Source organism: Pseudomonas sp. B329 (assembly GCF_023127835.1).
GTDB lineage: Bacteria > Pseudomonadota > Gammaproteobacteria > Pseudomonadales > Pseudomonadaceae > Aquipseudomonas > Aquipseudomonas synxantha_A.
Genome location: NZ_SPKP01000002.1, coordinates 1 through 16060, shown reverse-complemented (window position 1 = coordinate 16060; position 16060 = coordinate 1). Strand labels below are relative to the sequence as shown.

Here is a 16060-nt window from a genome sequence, read left to right as displayed (position 1 = left end):
ATTGCATTCGGGACGTCCATCCCATGCAGCCATGCCAGCCAATACCTCTTCTTATAAAGCGCTGGGTGAGCAGGATTATCGGAGAAATACCATGTCGTACGCAGTAATTGTTACTGGTGGCAAGCAATACAAAGTCGCCCCAGGTGAATACCTGAAGATCGAAAAACTGGAAATCGCTACTGGCGAATCCGTTACTTTTGATCGCGTTCTGTTGGTCGCCAATGGCGATGACGTGAACATCGGCGCTCCAGTTGTTGCTGGCGCTACCGTTGTGGCTGAAGTGATCTCCCAAGGTCGTCACGATAAAGTCCGCATCATCAAGTTCCGTCGTCGTAAGCACCACATGAAGCGTATGGGCCACCGCCAGTGGTACACCGAGATCAAAATCACCGGTATTCAGGCTTAATTTCAGCCTAATTCCTCACTAGGAGAATTGACTCATGGCACACAAAAAAGCTGGTGGTAGTACCCGTAACGGTCGCGACTCAGAAGCCAAACGCCTTGGCGTGAAGATGTATGGCGGCCAGAAAATCATTCCGGGCAACATCATCGTGCGTCAGCGCGGCACCCAATTCCACGCCGGTTACGGTGTTGGCATGGGTAAAGATCACACCCTCTTCGCTAAAATCGAAGGCGTGATCAAGTTCGAAGTAAAGGGCGCGTTCAACCGCCGTTACGTGAGCGTTGTCGCAGCTTAATTGCGAGATCGCTGGAAAAGCCCTGTCTTGCGACGGGGCTTTTTCGTTTGTGGAGTGAGTCTCTTGCAAAGCTGTTTGTGATGAGCTCAGGCGCAAGTTTGCGGTCGCTGATTGAGGTCGCTGCGCTCATTTTTGCAAGAGTCTTATGTCTTGGTTTCTTAAGCTCGTCCATGCGGCGAGAGGCGTTTTGTTATGAAGTTCGTTGATGAAGTTTCCATCCGAGTAAAAGCAGGCGACGGCGGTAACGGTTGCATGAGTTTCCGTCGCGAAAAATTCATCGAAAACGGTGGTCCGAACGGCGGTGACGGCGGTGACGGTGGCTCCATCTACATGATGGCCGACGAAAACCTCAACACCCTGGTCGACTACCGTTACACCCGGCACTTCGATGCCGAGCGTGGCTCCAACGGCGGCAGCACCGACTGCACCGGCAAAAAAGGTGAAGACCTGGTACTGCGCGTACCGGTCGGCACCACGATCATCGATTCCGCGACACAGGAAGTGATTGGCGACCTGACCAAGGCCGGCCAGAAACTGATGGTTGTGCAGGGCGGCTGGCACGGCCTGGGTAACACCCGATTCAAGTCCAGTACCAACCGTGCGCCGCGCCAGACCACGCCGGGCAAGCCGGGCGAACAGCGTGACCTGAAGCTGGAAATGAAAGTACTCGCCGACGTGGGCCTGTTGGGCCTGCCGAACGCCGGCAAAAGTACCTTCATCCGCTCGGTATCGGCCGCCAAGCCGAAGGTCGCCGACTACCCGTTCACCACCCTGGTGCCAAACCTGGGCGTGGTCAGCGTCGACCGCTGGAAGAGCTTCGTGGTTGCCGACATTCCTGGCCTGATCGAAGGGGCTTCCGACGGTGCTGGTCTGGGCATTCGCTTCCTCAAGCACTTGTCCCGCACCCGTTTGCTGCTGCACCTCGTCGACATGGCGCCGCTGGATGACACCAGCGCTGCGGATGCCGCCGAAGTGATCGTCAGCGAGCTGACCAAGTTCAGCCCGGCCCTGGCCGAGCGTGATCGCTGGCTGGTCCTGAACAAGTGCGACCAGATCCTTGAGGAAGAGCACGAAGAGCGCGTCAAGGAAATCGTCGATCGCCTGGAATGGGAAGGCCCGGTCTATGTGATCTCGGCCATTGCCAAAGAAGGCACCGAACGCCTGACCCGCGACATCATGCGTTACCTGGAAGACCGAGCCGACCGCCTGGCGGCCGACCCGGTATTCAAGGCCGAGCTTGCCGAGCTTGACCAGCAGATCGAAGACGAAGCCCGTGCCCAGTTGCAGGCCCTGGACGACCAGCGTGCCCTGCGCCGCAGCGGCGTGAAGTCGGTCCATGACATCGGCGACGATGATTGGGACGAAGAAGACGTGGATGATGAAGACGGTCCGGAAATCATTTACGTGCGCGATTGATTCGTTGCGATAAACTTGAACGCCGCTCCCTGGAGCGGCGTTTTGGTATCCGGGTATAACGTTATGGGCGGCGCTGGGTCGCGCGGCCCTCACTCTAAGGTTGAAGATGATGCGGAGCAAAGTGACAGGTGCGCAGCGCTGGGTCGTGAAGATCGGCAGTGCGTTGCTGACGGCCGATGGCAAGGGGCTGGATCGCGCAGCCATGAGCGTCTGGGTCGAGCAGATGGTGGCCTTGCATGAGGCCGGTGTCGAGTTGGTGCTGGTGTCGTCCGGGGCTGTTGCCGCCGGGATGAGCCGCCTCGGCTGGACCGCGCGACCCAGCGCGATGCACGAACTGCAAGCCGCCGCGGCCATCGGCCAGATGGGCCTGGTGCAAGCCTGGGAGTCCAGCTTTGCCGAGCACGGCCGCCACACGGCGCAGATCCTGCTGACCCACGACGACCTGTCCGACCGCAAGCGCTACCTCAATGCCCGCAGCACCTTGCGCGCCTTGGTGGAGCTCAAGGTCATCCCGGTCATCAATGAAAACGACACCGTGGTCACAGACGAAATCCGTTTCGGCGACAACGACACCCTGGCTGCGCTGGTGGCCAACCTGGTGGAAGCCGACCTGTTGGTGATCCTCACCGACCGCGACGGCATGTTCGACGCCGACCCGCGCAACAACCCCGATGCCCAGTTGATCTACGAAGCCCGCGCCGATGACCCCGCACTGGATGCGGTCGCCGGCAGTGTCGGCGGTGCCCTGGGCCGTGGCGGTATGCAGACCAAACTGCGCGCCGCTCGCCTGGCTGCGCGTTCCGGTGCCCATACCATCATCGTTGGTGGGCGCTTGGAGCGCGTGCTGGATCGCCTCAAGGCCGGTGAGCGCATCGGTACGCTGCTGTCGCCGGAACGCGGCATGCTGGCGGCGCGCAAGCAGTGGCTGGCCGGGCATCTGCAAACCCGTGGCACCCTGGTGCTGGATGAGGGCGCGGTCTCGGCGTTGTCCCAAGGCAACAAGAGCTTGCTGCCGGTGGGCGTCAAGCTGGTGCAGGGCAGCTTCCGCCGTGGCGAAATGGTGGTTTGCGTCGCGCCGGACGGTCGTGAGATTGCCCGTGGCCTGGCCAACTACAGCGCCCTTGAAGCGCAGAAGATTATTGGACAATCGTCTGACGCGATTGTCGGACTCTTGGGTTACATGGCGGAACCGGAACTGGTGCACCGCGATAACCTCATCCTGGTTTAAACGAAAGGAATACCCGATGCGTGTAATGAAGGGATTACTCGGCCTGTTATTGCTCATGCCACTGCTGGCCTCGGCGGAAGAAATCGCCCAAGTCTCGACGGTGTTCAAGTTTGTCGGCCCTAACGACCGGATTGTGGTCGAAGCGTTTGACGACCCCAAGGTTGACGGCGTGACCTGCTACCTGTCGCGTGCCAAGACCGGCGGCGTCAAAGGCGGCCTGGGCCTGGCCGAAGACCGCGCTGAGGCCTCGATTGCCTGCCGCCAGGTTGGCCCGATCCATTTCAAGGGCGAACTCAAGGACGGGGACGAAGTCTTCAAGGAACGCACCTCCCTGGTGTTCAAGACCATGCAGGTGGTGCGTTTCCTCGACAAGAAGCGCAATACCCTGGTGTATCTGGTCTACAGCGACCGCCTGATCGAAGGCAGCCCGCAGAACGCGGTGACGGCGATTCCGATTCTGCCCTGGCCGACCGCTCAGTAACCTGCAGGCGAGTTTTGTCACCGGCGTCTATGATTGCAGACTCGCCGGTTGTAAGCTCCGAGAGCTGCAATGCAAAGAATATGGGATATCTGGAGTTCGTCATGAGTGCTTTCCACGATCTGAAACTCAAAGCCCTGGACGGACAAGAGCTACCGCTGGCGCCCTTCAAGGGCCAGGTTGTGCTGGTGGTCAATGTGGCGTCCAAATGTGGTTTGACCCCGCAATACGCGGCGTTGGAAAACCTCTACCAGCAATACAAGGACCAGGGATTCACGGTGCTCGGCTTGCCGTGCAATCAGTTTGCAGGCCAGGAGCCGGGGACCGAACAAGAGATCCGCGAGTTCTGCAGCCTGAACTACGGGGTGAGTTTTCCCCTGGGCAGCAAGCTCGAGGTCAACGGCCCGGATCGTCATCAGCTGTACCGCTTGCTGGCAGGTGAGGGCGCCGAGTTTCCAGGGGACATCACCTGGAACTTCGAGAAATTCCTGTTGGGTAAAGATGGCCGGGTACTCGCGCGCTTCTCGCCGCGTACGTCCCCGGACGACCCGACTATCATGCAGGCCATCGAAAAAGCCCTGAGCTGAAACACACCCACTGTAGGAGCGAGCTTGCTCGCGAAGATCGCCAACGATAACGCGTTGATCCTGACTTAACGCGTGTTCCCGGATTCTTCGCGAACAAGCTCGCTCCTACAGGTATTCGGCTACTTCTACCCCTTTAATCACCCAGATCAATAGTGCTACTAAGCGCTGCACACTCACCATATTATCCGCGTCATAAATCCCGTCCTGGTGGAGTGCTCCATGCCTGTCCAAGCCTTGTTCAAACCCTTCCAACTCGGTGGACTGCAACTGTCGACCCGCGTGGTCATGGCGCCCATGACCCGTTCGTTCTCTCCGGGTGGTGTACCCAACTCCAAGGTCATCGAGTACTACCGTCGTCGTGCGGCGGCCGGTGTGGGCCTGATCATCACTGAAGGTACCGTGGTCGATCACCGGGCGTCCAACGGCTACCCCAACGTCCCGCATTTCTACGGTGAGGCCGCGCTGGCCGGCTGGAAGAAAGTGGTCGACGCGGTACACGCCGAAGGCGGCAAGATTGTCCCGCAGTTGTGGCATGTGGGTAGCGTGCGCCGTATTGGCACCGAGCCTGATGCCAGCGTGCCTGCTTATGGCCCGATGGAAAAGCTCAAGGACGGCAACGTGGTTGTGCACGGTATGACGCAACAGGACATCAGGGACGTGATCAACGCCTTCGCCCAAGCTGCCAGTGACGCCCAGGCGATCGGCATGGACGGTGTAGAAATCCATGGCGCCCACGGTTACCTGGTGGATCAATTCTTCTGGGAGGGCAGCAACCAGCGCACCGACGAATACGGTGGCAGCCTGGCCAACCGTTCGCGCTTTGCCATTGAGCTGATCGAGGCCACCCGTGCTGCTGTAGGGCCGAATTTTCCGATCATCCTGCGTTTCTCGCAGTGGAAGCAGCAGGACTACACCGCACGCCTGGTGCAAACCCCTGAGGCGCTGGGTGAGTTCCTCAAGCCATTGGCTGAGGCCGGCGTAGATATTTTCCACTGCTCCACTCGCCGTTTCTGGGAGCCGGAGTTTGAAGGCTCCGACCTCAACCTGGCTGGCTGGACGCGTCAGCTCACGGGTAAGCCGACTATCACCGTGGGCAGTGTTGGCCTGGATGGCGAGTTCCTGCAATTTATGGTCAACACCGACAAGGTCGCGCAACCTGCCAGCCTCGAAAAGCTGCTGGAGCGCCTGAATAACGATGAGTTCGACCTGGTGGCCGTAGGGCGTGCGCTGCTGGTGGACCCGGATTGGGCCGTGAAGGTGCGCGAAGGGCGCGAAGGGGACATCTTGCCCTTCAGTCGCGACGCGTTGACCACTCTGGTGTAAAAGGCTGGACTCCCTGTGAGCGTCACAGGGAGTTTCTTCTCTTTAGCGATTAATACTCTGGTCGCTTATTCAACTCTTTACTGTGATCAGTCTTGAGCGTGTCTTTATGGCCAGGCTGGCCGTAGATTGGCGGTTCAGCACGGGCTTGATCCAGCCATTGTTGCTGCTGGGTCCATTGCGCGGTGGGCATGTTGACGCCATTGCGTACACCCATTCCATAAATTGACATGTTCCGTATCTCCTGGGGTTGGCTGATCAATAGGGGCGTACTGGCTGCGTCAGGGTTTGGTCGTATGGATGTGTGGGTTGCTGTGGACGATGCGAGCCGTAGTCGGGGCGTGTGGGCTGATGTGGACGATGCCAGCCGTAATCGGGTTGTGAGGGTTGCTGCGGACGATGCCAGCCGTAATCGGGTTGTGAGGGTTGCTGCGGACGATGCCAGCCATAATCGGGTTGTGTGGGTTGCTGCGGACGATGCCAGCCATAATCGGGTTGTGTGGGTTGCTGCGGACGATGCCAGCCATAGTCGGGACGTGTAGGTTGCTGCGGGCGATGCGAGCCGTAGTCGGGACGTGTAGGTTGCTGCGGGCGATGCGAGCCGTAGTCGGGACGTGGGGGTTGCTGCGGGCGATGCCAGCCGTAGTCGGGACGTGGGGGTTGCTGCGGGCGGTACCAGCCATTGTCGGGCCCCGTAGGCCTCTGGCTGAAGATATCGGTAGTCGGGTACCGTGGAACCATGGATTCGTTTATCAGTGTCGACATAGTTATCTCTTAAGTTTCCATCATGAATGCCTGCCTCTTGGGTGCGATCTGTAAAAGACACCCCTGATAAGACAGGTGTCATGTGGGTGGTGATAAATCCTGCGGCGTTCCAGAAATATCCTGTGTGGGGGCGCTTATTCAGGCGCTCTGGCGCGAAAAAGCCTAACGCCTGGACCATTACTCGGGGGCTCGTCTGTCAGGCAGGTGAAGTGACTTACAGTCATTGCTGAGTCTTCAGCCTGCGTGCGGCTGTGTTGGGACGATAAAGTGTTCCCCACACACACCTCGTAACTGCTGCTCGAACTGTTCGACAATCGTTGGCCAGCCCTGGCGGCTCGCGTGTTGACGCGCATTGAGGCGCATACGGCGTAGACTCTCTGCGTCCTCCAGCAGCCAATTGGCGGCGTCGCAAAACGCATTTTCGTCACCCGGCATCGCCAGCACCCCGTTGTAGCCGTGACGAATATGCTGTGTGGCGGCAGCCTGGTCGTAGGCCACCACCCCCAACCCTGACGCCATGGCTTCCAGTACCACGTTGCCAAAGGTTTCGGTCAGGCTGGGGAACAGGAACACATCGCCGGACGCGTAATGACGAGCCAGTTCTTCACCGCGCAAGGCACCGCAGAAAATTGCTTCGGGAAGGTCCTTTTCCAGCATTGCTCGTTGTGGTCCATCACCGACGATGATCAGTTTCATCTGACGCATGGGGTATCTGTTCTGCAAGGTCTCGAAACAGCGCTTGAGCAGGCCCAGGTTCTTTTCCTGGGCCAGCCGCCCTACATGCAGCACTGCGATTTGCTCATTATTCAATGCCCAGCTTTCCCGCAGAGCGCTGTCGCGTTTGGCGGGGTGGAACAATTGGCTGTCGACGCCTCTGGCCAACATCCCCAGGCGCTCAAAATGCCGACGCTCCAGTTCCAGGCGCTGACTGGCGCTTGGTACCAGGGTCAGGCTCGATCGGTTGTGAAACCAGCGCAGGTAATGGGTGACCATGCGACTGAGCAGGCTAAAGCCGTACTGGTTCGAATACTGCTGGAAGTTGGTATGAAAGCCGCTGACAACACTGATTCCCAAGCGCCGCGCCGCACGCAGAGCGGATAAACCCAACGGCCCTTCGGTGGCGATATACAACACGTCCGGGCGCTGGCGGCTCCAGCGTCTGAGCAGTTTGCGCATCGACGATTGGCCCCATTGCAGCCCTGGATAACCGGGTAATGGCCAGCCGCGGCACAGCAGCAGTTGATCGTCACTCGGTCGGCTCTGATCAGCGCCCTGGCGTGGACGCACCAGTTCGACCTGATGACCACGCGAGCGCAAACCCTCGCACAGGCGGCCAAGGGTATTGGCCACGCCGTTGATTTCCGGCGGGAAGGTTTCGGTAATGAGGGTGATGTGAAGCGAGGCTGTCGTCATGACCCACAGTGTCACCGCGGGCCATGTCGCCATTGTGTCTGAGTGATGATGGATTTATGACGGGGTCACGGCCTGCTGCGTCATCGCCTCGGCACCTTGCTCACGCACCCAGAACAACGTCGCCCCGGCGACTGCCGCCGGCATCATCAGCAGGTTGACCACCGGCACCAGCAGCACTAGATAGACAACGCCGCCGAAGCTCATGCTCTGCCAGCGCTTCTGGCGCAGCCAGGCGAGCATCTCGTTCCAGCCCAGTTTGTGGTTGTCGGCCGGGTAGTCGATGTACTGGATTGCCATCATCCATACGCCAAAGAGCAACCACAGCGGCGCAGCGATCAGGTTGACCACTGGAATGAACGACAAGATAAACAGTCCGATAGCTCGTGGCAGGAAGTAGCCCAGCTTGCGCATTTCCCGGGCCAGGGTACGCGGCACCATGGCGATCAACTCACCCCAACTGAACGCCGGAAAGTCATCGGTGCCGCGCACCACCACTTCAACCTTCTCCGAGAGAAAGCCGTTGAACGGCGCTGCGATGATATTGGCGAGCATGGTGAAGGTGAAAAACACCATCAGCACCACCAACACCACAAACAATGGCCACAACAGGTAATTCAGAAAACTCAGCCAACTGGGCAGCGTCGGCATCAGATGGTCGACCCACAGGCTGAACTGATGGCCGGCGAAATAGATCAAGCCGACGAACAGCACCAGGTTGATCGCCAGCGGCAGCAGCACAAACAAGCGCAAGCCAGGGCTCAACACCAGTTTGAGGCCTTCACGCAGGTATTGCGGACCGGAAAGAGCGGGGGCGGGCATGGTGAACTCCGAGCAGGATGACGAACGCGCCGACCTTACCGGCTTTGTATCGTGGGCGAAAGCGGCGACATCATCAGTAACATTAGGGGGAGCAATGGCGTCGATTAATCGGGCCGACTGCATAGAGACCACCTATGAGCTGGATTGTTATTCCGTATTTCCTTAATCTTGCCCCCCTCGATACGCTGCACCCATTATTTTCAGGGCCTGCGAGTTCAAGCCTTCCCCAAGTGCTTCGTGGTCCCTTTTTTATTCCAGCCGCCTTGTAGTCCGGGCGGTCGATAGGAGCGAGTCATGTCTGATACCCGCCATTCGCGAGTGATTATTCTCGGTTCCGGCCCTGCCGGTTACAGCGCTGCCGTCTATGCTGCCCGGGCCAACCTCAAGCCGCTGCTGATCACCGGCATGCAGGCGGGCGGTCAGTTGACCACCACCACCGAAGTCGACAACTGGCCGGGCGATGTCCACGGACTGACCGGCCCGGTGCTGATGGAGCGTATGAAAGAGCACGCCGAGCGCTTTGAAACCGAGATCGTGTTTGATCACATCAACAAGGTCGACTTCTCCAAGAAGCCTTACAGCCTGACCGGCGACAGTGGCGTCTACACTTGTGACGCCCTGATCATCGCCACCGGTGCCAGTGCTCGTTACCTGGGCCTGCCATCGGAAGAAGCGTTCATGGGCAAGGGGGTTTCGGCCTGCGCTACCTGCGACGGTTTCTTCTACCGCAACAAGCCGGTCGCTGTGGTCGGTGGTGGTAACACTGCTGTGGAGGAGGCGCTGTACCTGGCCAACATCGCCAGCACTGTGACCCTGGTTCACCGTCGCGAGACCTTCCGCGCCGAGAAGATCCTGATCGACAAGCTGCATGCCCGTGTGGCAGAAGGCAAGATCATCCTCAAGCTCAACGCCACCCTGGATGAAGTCCTGGGCGACAACATGGGCGTGACCGGTGCGCGCCTGAAGAACAACGATGGCAGCTTCGACGAATTGAAAGTAGATGGCGTGTTCATTGCCATCGGCCATACTCCGAACACTTCGTTGTTCGAGGGCGTGCTGGAAGCCAAAGACGGTTACCTGGTGGTGCAGGGCGGCCGTGAAGGCAATGCGACTGCGACCAACATCGAAGGTATCTTTGCTGCCGGTGACGTGGCTGACCATGTCTACCGCCAGGCCATCACCTCGGCCGGCGCCGGTTGCATGGCGGCCCTGGATGCCGAGCGCTACCTCGATGGTTTGAAGGACGCTTCGTTCTAAACAACGCTGCAAAAAAATGTGGGAGGGGGCTTGCTCCCGATAGCGGTGTGTCAGCCAACTAATACTTGGCTGAAACCTGCTATCGGGAGCAAGCCCCCTCCCACATTTGGATATGTATTTGACTCAGGATTTGCGAGCCAGGGGCTGCGCGGCAAATTTTACCCCATCCAACCCATGGGCAATCAACGCCCGAATATTGCCATGGTCACTGCCCTCAGGCGTCGCCACCACCGACCGGTAATGCTCGCCAAACGCCAGCAACGCTTCCTGATCGCTCAAGCCTTCCAGTAAGGCCAGACCCAGGGTCTTGCACGACCCTTCGTTTTGTCCGGCTGCGTTTTCCACATCGCCATTGGTGAACGCTTGTGGCTGGTAGTCGTAACCGTCGGCGATAAAGGCCAGGGTGTCGGCAAAGACGTGTTCGCCACTGTTGAGGCTGGCGCGCAGGGTGTTCAGATCAGTCATGGGGTTTTCCTTTGGCGAACGCGGCCTGTTGGTCGGCGTTGGCTTCTTGCTGGTATTGGGCTTTCCACTTGGCGTACGGCATGCCGTACACCACTTCACGGGCGTCATCGAGGCTGACCTCGATCTGGCGCTCATCGGCCTCGGCCTTGTACCACTTGGACAGGCAGTTGCGGCAGAAGCCGGCCAGGTTCATCAGGTCGATGTTCTGTACATCCTTTCGGCTGTCCAGGTGGGCCACCAGCCGGCGAAAGGCGGCGGCTTCGAGTTCGAGGCGTTGTTGGTCGTTCATAGGGCTCACTTAGTATCAGCGGCTGGCGGCTAGAGTGATCGAAACCGACTCGGCAAAGCGCAGCGCGTGGGGCTTGTCGACTTCCACCTCGGCGTACAACACCGATTCGTTGCTCATCACCAGGTCCAGCAATTCCTGGGTCAGGCGCTCCAGCAGGGCGAAGCGGTTGCCTTCCACATGGGCGATGATCGCCTTGGTGATGGTGCGGTAGTTCAAGGCGTGGTCGATATCGTTGTCGCGCACGGCGTCCTGGGCGGCATACAGGATGGTCAGGTTGATCAGCACATCCTGCTTGTTGAGGATTTCGTCCTCGTTGATGCCAATAAAAGTGCGCAGGCACAGGTCTTTGACCCGGATACGCGCCATGCCTGGTTGAAGTTGTGGCATTGCTACTTGCTCCGTCCAATCAATTGCAGGAACTCCATGCGCGTGGTGTTCGATTCGCGGAAGGCGCCGAGCATCACTGAGGTGTTCATGGTTGAATTCTGTTTCTCTACGCCGCGCATCATCATGCACATGTGCTTGGCTTCGATCACCACCGCCACGCCGGCGGCCTGGGTTACGTCCTGGATGGCGTCGGCGATTTGCCGCGTAAGGTTTTCCTGGATCTGCAGGCGCCGGGCAAACATGTCGACGATGCGCGCCAGTTTAGACAGGCCCAGCACCTTGCCGGTCGGAATATAGGCCACGTGCGCCTTGCCGATAAAGGGCAGCAGGTGATGCTCGCACAACGAGTACAACTCGATGTCCTTGAGGATCACCATCTCGTCATTGTCGGAGGCGAACAGCGCGCCGTTGACGATTTCTTCCAGGTTCTGCGCGTAGCCATGACACAGGTACTGCATGGCCTTGGCGGCACGCTTGGGCGTGTCGAGCAGGCCCTCGCGCTCTGGGTCTTCGCCCAGGCCCTTGAGGATTTCGCGGTAGTGGTGGGGCAGGGAAAGGGTCATACAACATCCTCGCAAACGGCTTACTTGATATGCCGCCCGCCGTTGACGGTCAGGGTGGTACCGGTGACATAGGGGTTGTCCAGCAGGTAACGCACGCTCTGGTAGATCACCTCAGGCCCGGGCTCGATGCCCAGGGCCGACTTGGCCAGGACCTTGGCGCGATAGGCCGCGTCGTCGCCTTCGTTGAACATCACCATGGCCGGCGCGATACCGTTGACCTTGATCAGCGGCGCGAACTGCGCGGCAAACGATAGCGTGAGGCTGTCGAGGCCGGCCTTGGTGGCGCAATAGGCGATGTGCTGACGGCTGCCCTTGCGCACCACGTCATCGCTGATGTGCACAATATCGGCAGGTGTCGAGCGTTGCAGCAAGGGTGAACAATGCAGGTTGATCAGGTACGGCGCAAGCATGTGTACGCTGAACATATCGATAAACGCGCGGCTTTCGTCGCCCGCTGTTTCTGCGACCCAGGCCGAAGCATTGTGGATGATCGCACGCAGGCTTTGGGTATGGGTTTGCAACTGCGCGATGAAGGCAAGAATCCCGGCTTCGCTGGAAAAGTCGGCAAATACGCCGATGGCCCCTCGTTCACGTAGCGCCTGCACACCTGGGCGTTCGCTGCGGTAACTGAAAATCACCGAGTAGCCATCATCCAACAGGCGCTCAGCACAATGCAGGCCGACGCGCTGGCCGGCACCGGTGATCAGGATCGGTGCGTGGGTTGCAATCATGGGAGGCTCAAGTCGCTGGCAGACGCAAACTATACCAGCGACCCGGCCCCTGTGCTCATACGGCGGCTTCGGTGACTTTGCGCGGTGGCGAGGGGTGCAGCCAGTTCGCCAACAGATGCGTCGAGAGCGGAATAAAGAGGTAAACCATCAGCGGCGTCAGGGCGGCGGTGCTGACCAGTACACGGCTGAACAGGTCCAACTCGCCAAGCAGCGGGCCGAGACCGAAGTTGAACAACAATGACACCGGGAAGAACGCCAGCCAAATCGCGACCGCCTGTTTCCAGCGCGGCGGGCGTGCCCCTACGGCACCAAACCAGCCATCGATACCGCTGACACGACGCTCGCAAGGGTTGGCAAACAGCTCGCTACCGCGACTCAGCCAGGCGCTGCGCGAGGCTGAAAATTCCCAGGCGTGCAGGGTTTTCTCATCGGCGAAGCGGAAGATGATCTGGAACTCATCATCATGGGGTGGCGGGGCGAGTACGCCGGAACCCAGGTAACCCGGGAAGTCAGTGGCCAATTGCTCGCCTTCGCGCAGCCAAGCCATCAATTCTTCGTAGCGACCTTTGGCGACGCGGCGCGCAACCATCAACGTGACGGGTGAGGTAGACATGGTGTATCTCCAGGTATCGAGTGCGCTGGGCCGGGTAAGCGGCGCACGAACGAGGCTGCGGGGTGCTGCAGCGACGTAAAAAACAGGCAAGGATTATTCCTGTTTTGCCGAAATACGCCAGAAACTTCGGATGGATCGCCGTAGATCTTGAATCATGGGCATCAATGGGCGTTAAATAGGATCCAAATCCATATGGATATTGCTGACAGCTGATGTCCCAAATCATAGCTCCGTCTCTTGAAGCATCACCTGATAGTCACGCTGACGCCGAAGTGCTGTTTCCAATTCGTGAAGTGGCAAGACTTACAGGCGTTAACCCGGTGACTTTACGTGCCTGGGAGCGTCGCTATGGCTTGATTCAACCCACTCGCACCGAAAGTGGGCATCGGCTGTACTCAAGCACCGATATCGACACGGTTCATCGCATTCTTGACTGGATCGAACGCGGCGTAGCGGTGAGCAAAGTGGGCAAGATCCTGGCGCGTGATCAACGGCCCGGCGAGCTGGCCACGGCGTCACGCAGCGATATCGAACTGGAATGGCAGCAGTGGCAGGCGCAACTGCGGGTGGCCATCAGCGCTTTTGATGATCGTGAACTGGGGCAGTTGTACGGACAAGTCTTCAGCGCTTATTCAACCACCGTCGTATTTCAGGACATCATGATGCCCCTCTGGCAGCAACTGCTGCGTCACCAGGGGCGTTTTGGCCAAGCCAGCGAATGGCTGTTTTTCGACAACTTCCTGCGTGCGCGCACCGCTCAACGGCTGCAATTGGCGTGCGCTTCACCGGCACCGAGGGTGTTGCTGGCCGCCATTGCCGGCGAGTGTCGTGAGCTGGAACTGTTGGTCGCGGGTTTATTGATATCCAGCGACAAGCTCGCGGTAAAAGTCCTGGGTGTTGGCCAACCGCTCGATGAGTTGACGCTGGTCTGCGAGAGAACTCGGCCACAAGCCCTGGTGCTGTTTTCCAACCATTCTCCGGGTGCAGAACTGCCTTCGCGGCTCAGTCGCCTGGCATTGACGCTCAATTGCCCGTTGCTGTTGGCTGGCGATGCCTCGGACCTCGCCGAGCACAGCCTGGCAGGCTCATCGATAGGTTGCCTGGGCAATGACGGACGTTTGATGCAGCGCCGCTTGCAGCAGTTTCTCAGCGGTCGCCTGGATACCTGAACTCAGGCGTGCACATGGGGATGAACCAGGCGGTGCTGGTGCAGAATGAACTGGCGCAGGCGCTCGGTCTCATCTGCATCACTCTGGTTCAGGCGGTAAGCGAACAGGCCTCGGGCAGTTTCCCGCTCCAGCGTGCCGCGAAGCGCGATACGTTCGTAGCCGGAAGGGCTGAACCACAGGGAAAAGGTCTTGGGCGGTTTTGCCCGGCCGCGCACTTCTACCAGTACACCCTTGAATGATATTTCGTGCACCCACAATGCACTGGGGTAGCCCTTGACGTTTTCCAACGCCACGGGCGCTTCAAGGGCCAGGCGCCACGGGCGGATCATCGGCCCGTCTTCGAAAATGCTCGGCACGCCCAGGCGCAGATGCACCGCATGAAACTCATCTTCCACCAAGCGCAGGGGGAAGGTAAGTTGCTGGTTGTCGAACTGCGCCTGGATGGTGACCTGGTCGTGAGCGGCCAGCCGCGTGAGCAAATCACGAATCTGCGCGCCGCCATTAACCGTCAGGCTCGACCACGCATCCCGCAGATTGAGCTGCGGGTTGTGCTGCATGTCCTGGATAAAGTCCAGTTCGTCCTGCGTCAAAAGCGTGTCGCGGTGCATTGATCTAGCTCAAGGCTGAGGCATTAAAGAGCCATTATCGCTCTAAAGACCGCGTTTTTTACAGTTTGTTAATTCCACTCGTCGCCTTGAGCGCCGCGAGCTCGTTTTTAAGCTCGGCCAACTGCGCTTCCAACTGGGCGACGCGTTGCTGCGCCTTGACTTGAGTGGTGACGTCTTTTTGCACACCGACGAAATACGTTTGCCTGTCCGCCTCGTTGTACACCGTCGAAAGTGACAGCTCATTCCAGAAGTGAGTGCCGTCCTTACGGTAGTTACGCAGGATCTCGCGACATGCGCCGCCGTTGTCGAGGGCTTCACGAATGGCCATCAGTGCCGGCTGGTCACGGTCACCGGACTGGAGGAAGCGGCAGTCCTGATAAAGGATCTCGTCCAGGGTGTAGCCGGTCAGGCGTTCGAACGCAGGGTTGACGTAGATCAGCGGTTTGTCCTTGCCCTCACGCTCGGCAACGACGATCCCATCGTTGGAGGCATTGACGACCATTTGCAGCAGCTTGGCGTTAATCATTGAGCGGTCCATGGCTTGTGTTTGACGGTGCAAGTTTAAGGCAAGTCTTGATTCTTGCACGCTGCGCGCTGAATTATCGGCACAGACTGCTAATATCCCAGGCTTTGACTCAACTACAGGATCAGATTGATGAAAGTCGCCATCCTTTCCGGCTCGGTCTACGGTACGGCTGAAGAAGTCGCTCGCCACGCGGAAAAAATCCTCAAGGACGCCGGTTTTGAAGCCTGGCACAACCCTCGCGCCAGCCTGGGCGAGGTGCAGGCGTTTGCTCCCGATGCGTTCCTTGCGGTGACCTCGACCACCGGCATGGGCGAGTTGCCCGATAATCTGCAACTGCTGTACTCAAGCATTCGCGACCAACTCCCCGCCGCCTGGCGCGGGCTGCCGGGCGCGGTCATCGGCCTGGGTGACGCCAGCTATGGCGATACGTTCTGCGGTGGCGGCGAGCAAATGCGCGAACTGTTCGGCGAGTTGGGCGTGCGTGAAGTGCTGCCGATGCTGCGCCTGGACGCCAGCGAAAGCGTGACCCCGGAAGCCGACGCCGAGCCTTGGCTGGCTGAACTGGTCGTCGCGCTGCGCGGTTGAGCGAAGGGGCGGCCGTTGTACTATTCTCTTGGCTGACTCGCTCAGTCATCAAGCTGGCTGCGAAGGCAACTCCTTGTGCCACGGCGTCTGACTAGGGGGCGTTCTCAATTAGTTTCCCCGCCGCGTTGTCGCCTTAAAGCGGG

Annotated in this window: 22 protein-coding genes; 10 read left to right on the top strand and 12 right to left on the bottom strand. The window is 59.1% G+C overall.

Features of this window, described 5'->3' with window-relative positions:
- Positions 1 to 91: 91 nt before the first annotated feature.
- The 7 genes from rplU (at position 92) to E4P00_RS00300 (ending at position 5730) form a co-directional block, all read left to right on the top strand.
- Positions 92 to 406 (top strand): 50S ribosomal protein L21, encoded by a 315-nt coding sequence (gene rplU, locus E4P00_RS00330; RefSeq protein WP_003176051.1) that lies wholly within the window; start codon positions 92 to 94, stop codon positions 404 to 406.
- Positions 407 to 440: 34 nt separating this feature from the next.
- A complete protein-coding gene (gene rpmA, locus E4P00_RS00325) occupies positions 441 to 698 on the top strand; it encodes a 50S ribosomal protein L27 (RefSeq protein WP_003176049.1) in 258 nt (85 codons plus the stop codon).
- A 192-nt stretch (positions 699 to 890) separates the two neighbouring features.
- On the top strand, positions 891 to 2114 hold the full coding sequence (gene cgtA / locus E4P00_RS00320) for an Obg family GTPase CgtA (RefSeq protein WP_005791308.1): 1224 nt from the start codon (positions 891 to 893) through the stop codon (positions 2112 to 2114).
- Between the two features lie 109 nt (positions 2115 to 2223).
- Positions 2224 to 3342: a glutamate 5-kinase gene (proB, locus tag E4P00_RS00315; protein ID WP_005791305.1), complete on the top strand. Its 1119-nt coding sequence runs from the start codon at positions 2224 to 2226 to the stop codon at positions 3340 to 3342.
- A gap of 16 nt (positions 3343 to 3358) precedes the next feature.
- A complete protein-coding gene (locus E4P00_RS00310; RefSeq protein WP_032879534.1) occupies positions 3359 to 3823 on the top strand; it encodes a CreA family protein in 465 nt (154 codons plus the stop codon).
- Between the two features lie 101 nt (positions 3824 to 3924).
- Positions 3925 to 4407 (top strand): glutathione peroxidase, encoded by a 483-nt coding sequence (locus tag E4P00_RS00305; protein WP_216092091.1) that lies wholly within the window; start codon positions 3925 to 3927, stop codon positions 4405 to 4407.
- Between the two features lie 219 nt (positions 4408 to 4626).
- Complete coding sequence (locus tag E4P00_RS00300) at positions 4627 to 5730, top strand: NADH:flavin oxidoreductase (RefSeq protein WP_032879538.1); 1104 nt, start codon at positions 4627 to 4629, stop codon at positions 5728 to 5730.
- 49 nt (positions 5731 to 5779) lie between these two features.
- On the opposite strand, the gene E4P00_RS00295 is transcribed toward E4P00_RS00300, so the two are convergent.
- The 4 genes from E4P00_RS00295 to cysZ all read right to left on the bottom strand — a co-directional run bounded on the left by E4P00_RS00295 (position 5780) and on the right by cysZ (position 8724).
- The gene (locus E4P00_RS00295; protein ID WP_032879540.1) at positions 5780 to 5959 is read right to left on the bottom strand and encodes a hypothetical protein; all 180 of its coding nucleotides are present in this window, start codon (positions 5957 to 5959) and stop codon (positions 5780 to 5782) included.
- Positions 5960 to 5985: 26 nt separating this feature from the next.
- Positions 5986 to 6492 (bottom strand): hypothetical protein, encoded by a 507-nt coding sequence (locus E4P00_RS00290; RefSeq protein ID WP_248130473.1) that lies wholly within the window; start codon positions 6490 to 6492, stop codon positions 5986 to 5988.
- Between the two features lie 234 nt (positions 6493 to 6726).
- Positions 6727 to 7905 carry a glycosyltransferase family 1 protein gene (locus tag E4P00_RS00285; protein ID WP_248130472.1) on the bottom strand — a complete coding sequence of 393 codons (1179 nt, stop codon included), beginning with the start codon at positions 7903 to 7905 and terminating at the stop codon, positions 6727 to 6729.
- Between the two features lie 54 nt (positions 7906 to 7959).
- Positions 7960 to 8724, bottom strand: coding sequence for a sulfate transporter CysZ (gene cysZ / locus E4P00_RS00280; RefSeq protein ID WP_078822280.1), 765 nt, complete (start codon positions 8722 to 8724; stop codon positions 7960 to 7962).
- 294 nt (positions 8725 to 9018) lie between these two features.
- On the opposite strand from cysZ, the gene trxB reads away from it, so the two are divergent.
- Positions 9019 to 9981, top strand: coding sequence for a thioredoxin-disulfide reductase (trxB, locus tag E4P00_RS00275; RefSeq protein ID WP_003194076.1), 963 nt, complete (start codon positions 9019 to 9021; stop codon positions 9979 to 9981).
- 123 nt (positions 9982 to 10104) lie between these two features.
- Here trxB and E4P00_RS00270 read toward each other — a convergent pair whose 3' ends face one another.
- Genes E4P00_RS00270 through E4P00_RS00245 form a run of 6 tightly spaced genes read right to left on the bottom strand, consistent with a single transcriptional unit; the run spans position 10105 to position 13029 of the window.
- Positions 10105 to 10446 (bottom strand): HopJ type III effector protein, encoded by a 342-nt coding sequence (locus E4P00_RS00270; protein WP_148852675.1) that lies wholly within the window; start codon positions 10444 to 10446, stop codon positions 10105 to 10107.
- Positions 10439 to 10735: a DUF1244 domain-containing protein gene (locus E4P00_RS00265; RefSeq protein ID WP_248130471.1), complete on the bottom strand. Its 297-nt coding sequence runs from the start codon at positions 10733 to 10735 to the stop codon at positions 10439 to 10441. The genes E4P00_RS00270 and E4P00_RS00265 overlap by 8 nt, the downstream gene beginning before the upstream one ends.
- 15 nt (positions 10736 to 10750) lie before the next feature.
- Positions 10751 to 11122, bottom strand: coding sequence for a dihydroneopterin triphosphate 2'-epimerase (gene folX, locus E4P00_RS00260; protein ID WP_032857710.1), 372 nt, complete (start codon positions 11120 to 11122; stop codon positions 10751 to 10753).
- Between the two features lie 2 nt (positions 11123 to 11124).
- Entirely contained in the window at positions 11125 to 11685 is a 561-nt protein-coding gene (folE, locus tag E4P00_RS00255; RefSeq protein ID WP_005791285.1) for a GTP cyclohydrolase I FolE, read from the bottom strand.
- A gap of 20 nt (positions 11686 to 11705) precedes the next feature.
- The gene (gene folM, locus E4P00_RS00250) at positions 11706 to 12413 is read right to left on the bottom strand and encodes a dihydromonapterin reductase (RefSeq protein ID WP_216092195.1); all 708 of its coding nucleotides are present in this window, start codon (positions 12411 to 12413) and stop codon (positions 11706 to 11708) included.
- A 58-nt stretch (positions 12414 to 12471) separates the two neighbouring features.
- Complete coding sequence (locus E4P00_RS00245) at positions 12472 to 13029, bottom strand: antibiotic biosynthesis monooxygenase (RefSeq protein WP_032879547.1); 558 nt, start codon at positions 13027 to 13029, stop codon at positions 12472 to 12474.
- 212 nt (positions 13030 to 13241) lie between these two features.
- Here E4P00_RS00245 and E4P00_RS00240 point away from each other — a divergent pair, with 212 nt between their 5' ends.
- Positions 13242 to 14198, top strand: coding sequence for a MerR family transcriptional regulator (locus tag E4P00_RS00240; RefSeq protein WP_248130470.1), 957 nt, complete (start codon positions 13242 to 13244; stop codon positions 14196 to 14198).
- A gap of 2 nt (positions 14199 to 14200) precedes the next feature.
- On the opposite strand, the gene E4P00_RS00235 is transcribed toward E4P00_RS00240, so the two are convergent.
- Together E4P00_RS00235 and E4P00_RS00230 are read right to left on the bottom strand one after the other, a co-directional pair.
- A complete protein-coding gene (locus E4P00_RS00235; protein WP_216092087.1) occupies positions 14201 to 14806 on the bottom strand; it encodes a hypothetical protein in 606 nt (201 codons plus the stop codon).
- Positions 14807 to 14864: 58 nt separating this feature from the next.
- Positions 14865 to 15332 (bottom strand): PAS domain-containing protein, encoded by a 468-nt coding sequence (locus E4P00_RS00230; protein ID WP_216092086.1) that lies wholly within the window; start codon positions 15330 to 15332, stop codon positions 14865 to 14867.
- Positions 15333 to 15461: 129 nt separating this feature from the next.
- On the opposite strand from E4P00_RS00230, the gene E4P00_RS00225 reads away from it, so the two are divergent.
- Positions 15462 to 15917, top strand: a complete 456-nt coding sequence (locus E4P00_RS00225) for a flavodoxin (protein ID WP_032879551.1) — start codon at positions 15462 to 15464, stop codon at positions 15915 to 15917.
- Positions 15918 to 16060: the final 143 nt, after the last annotated feature.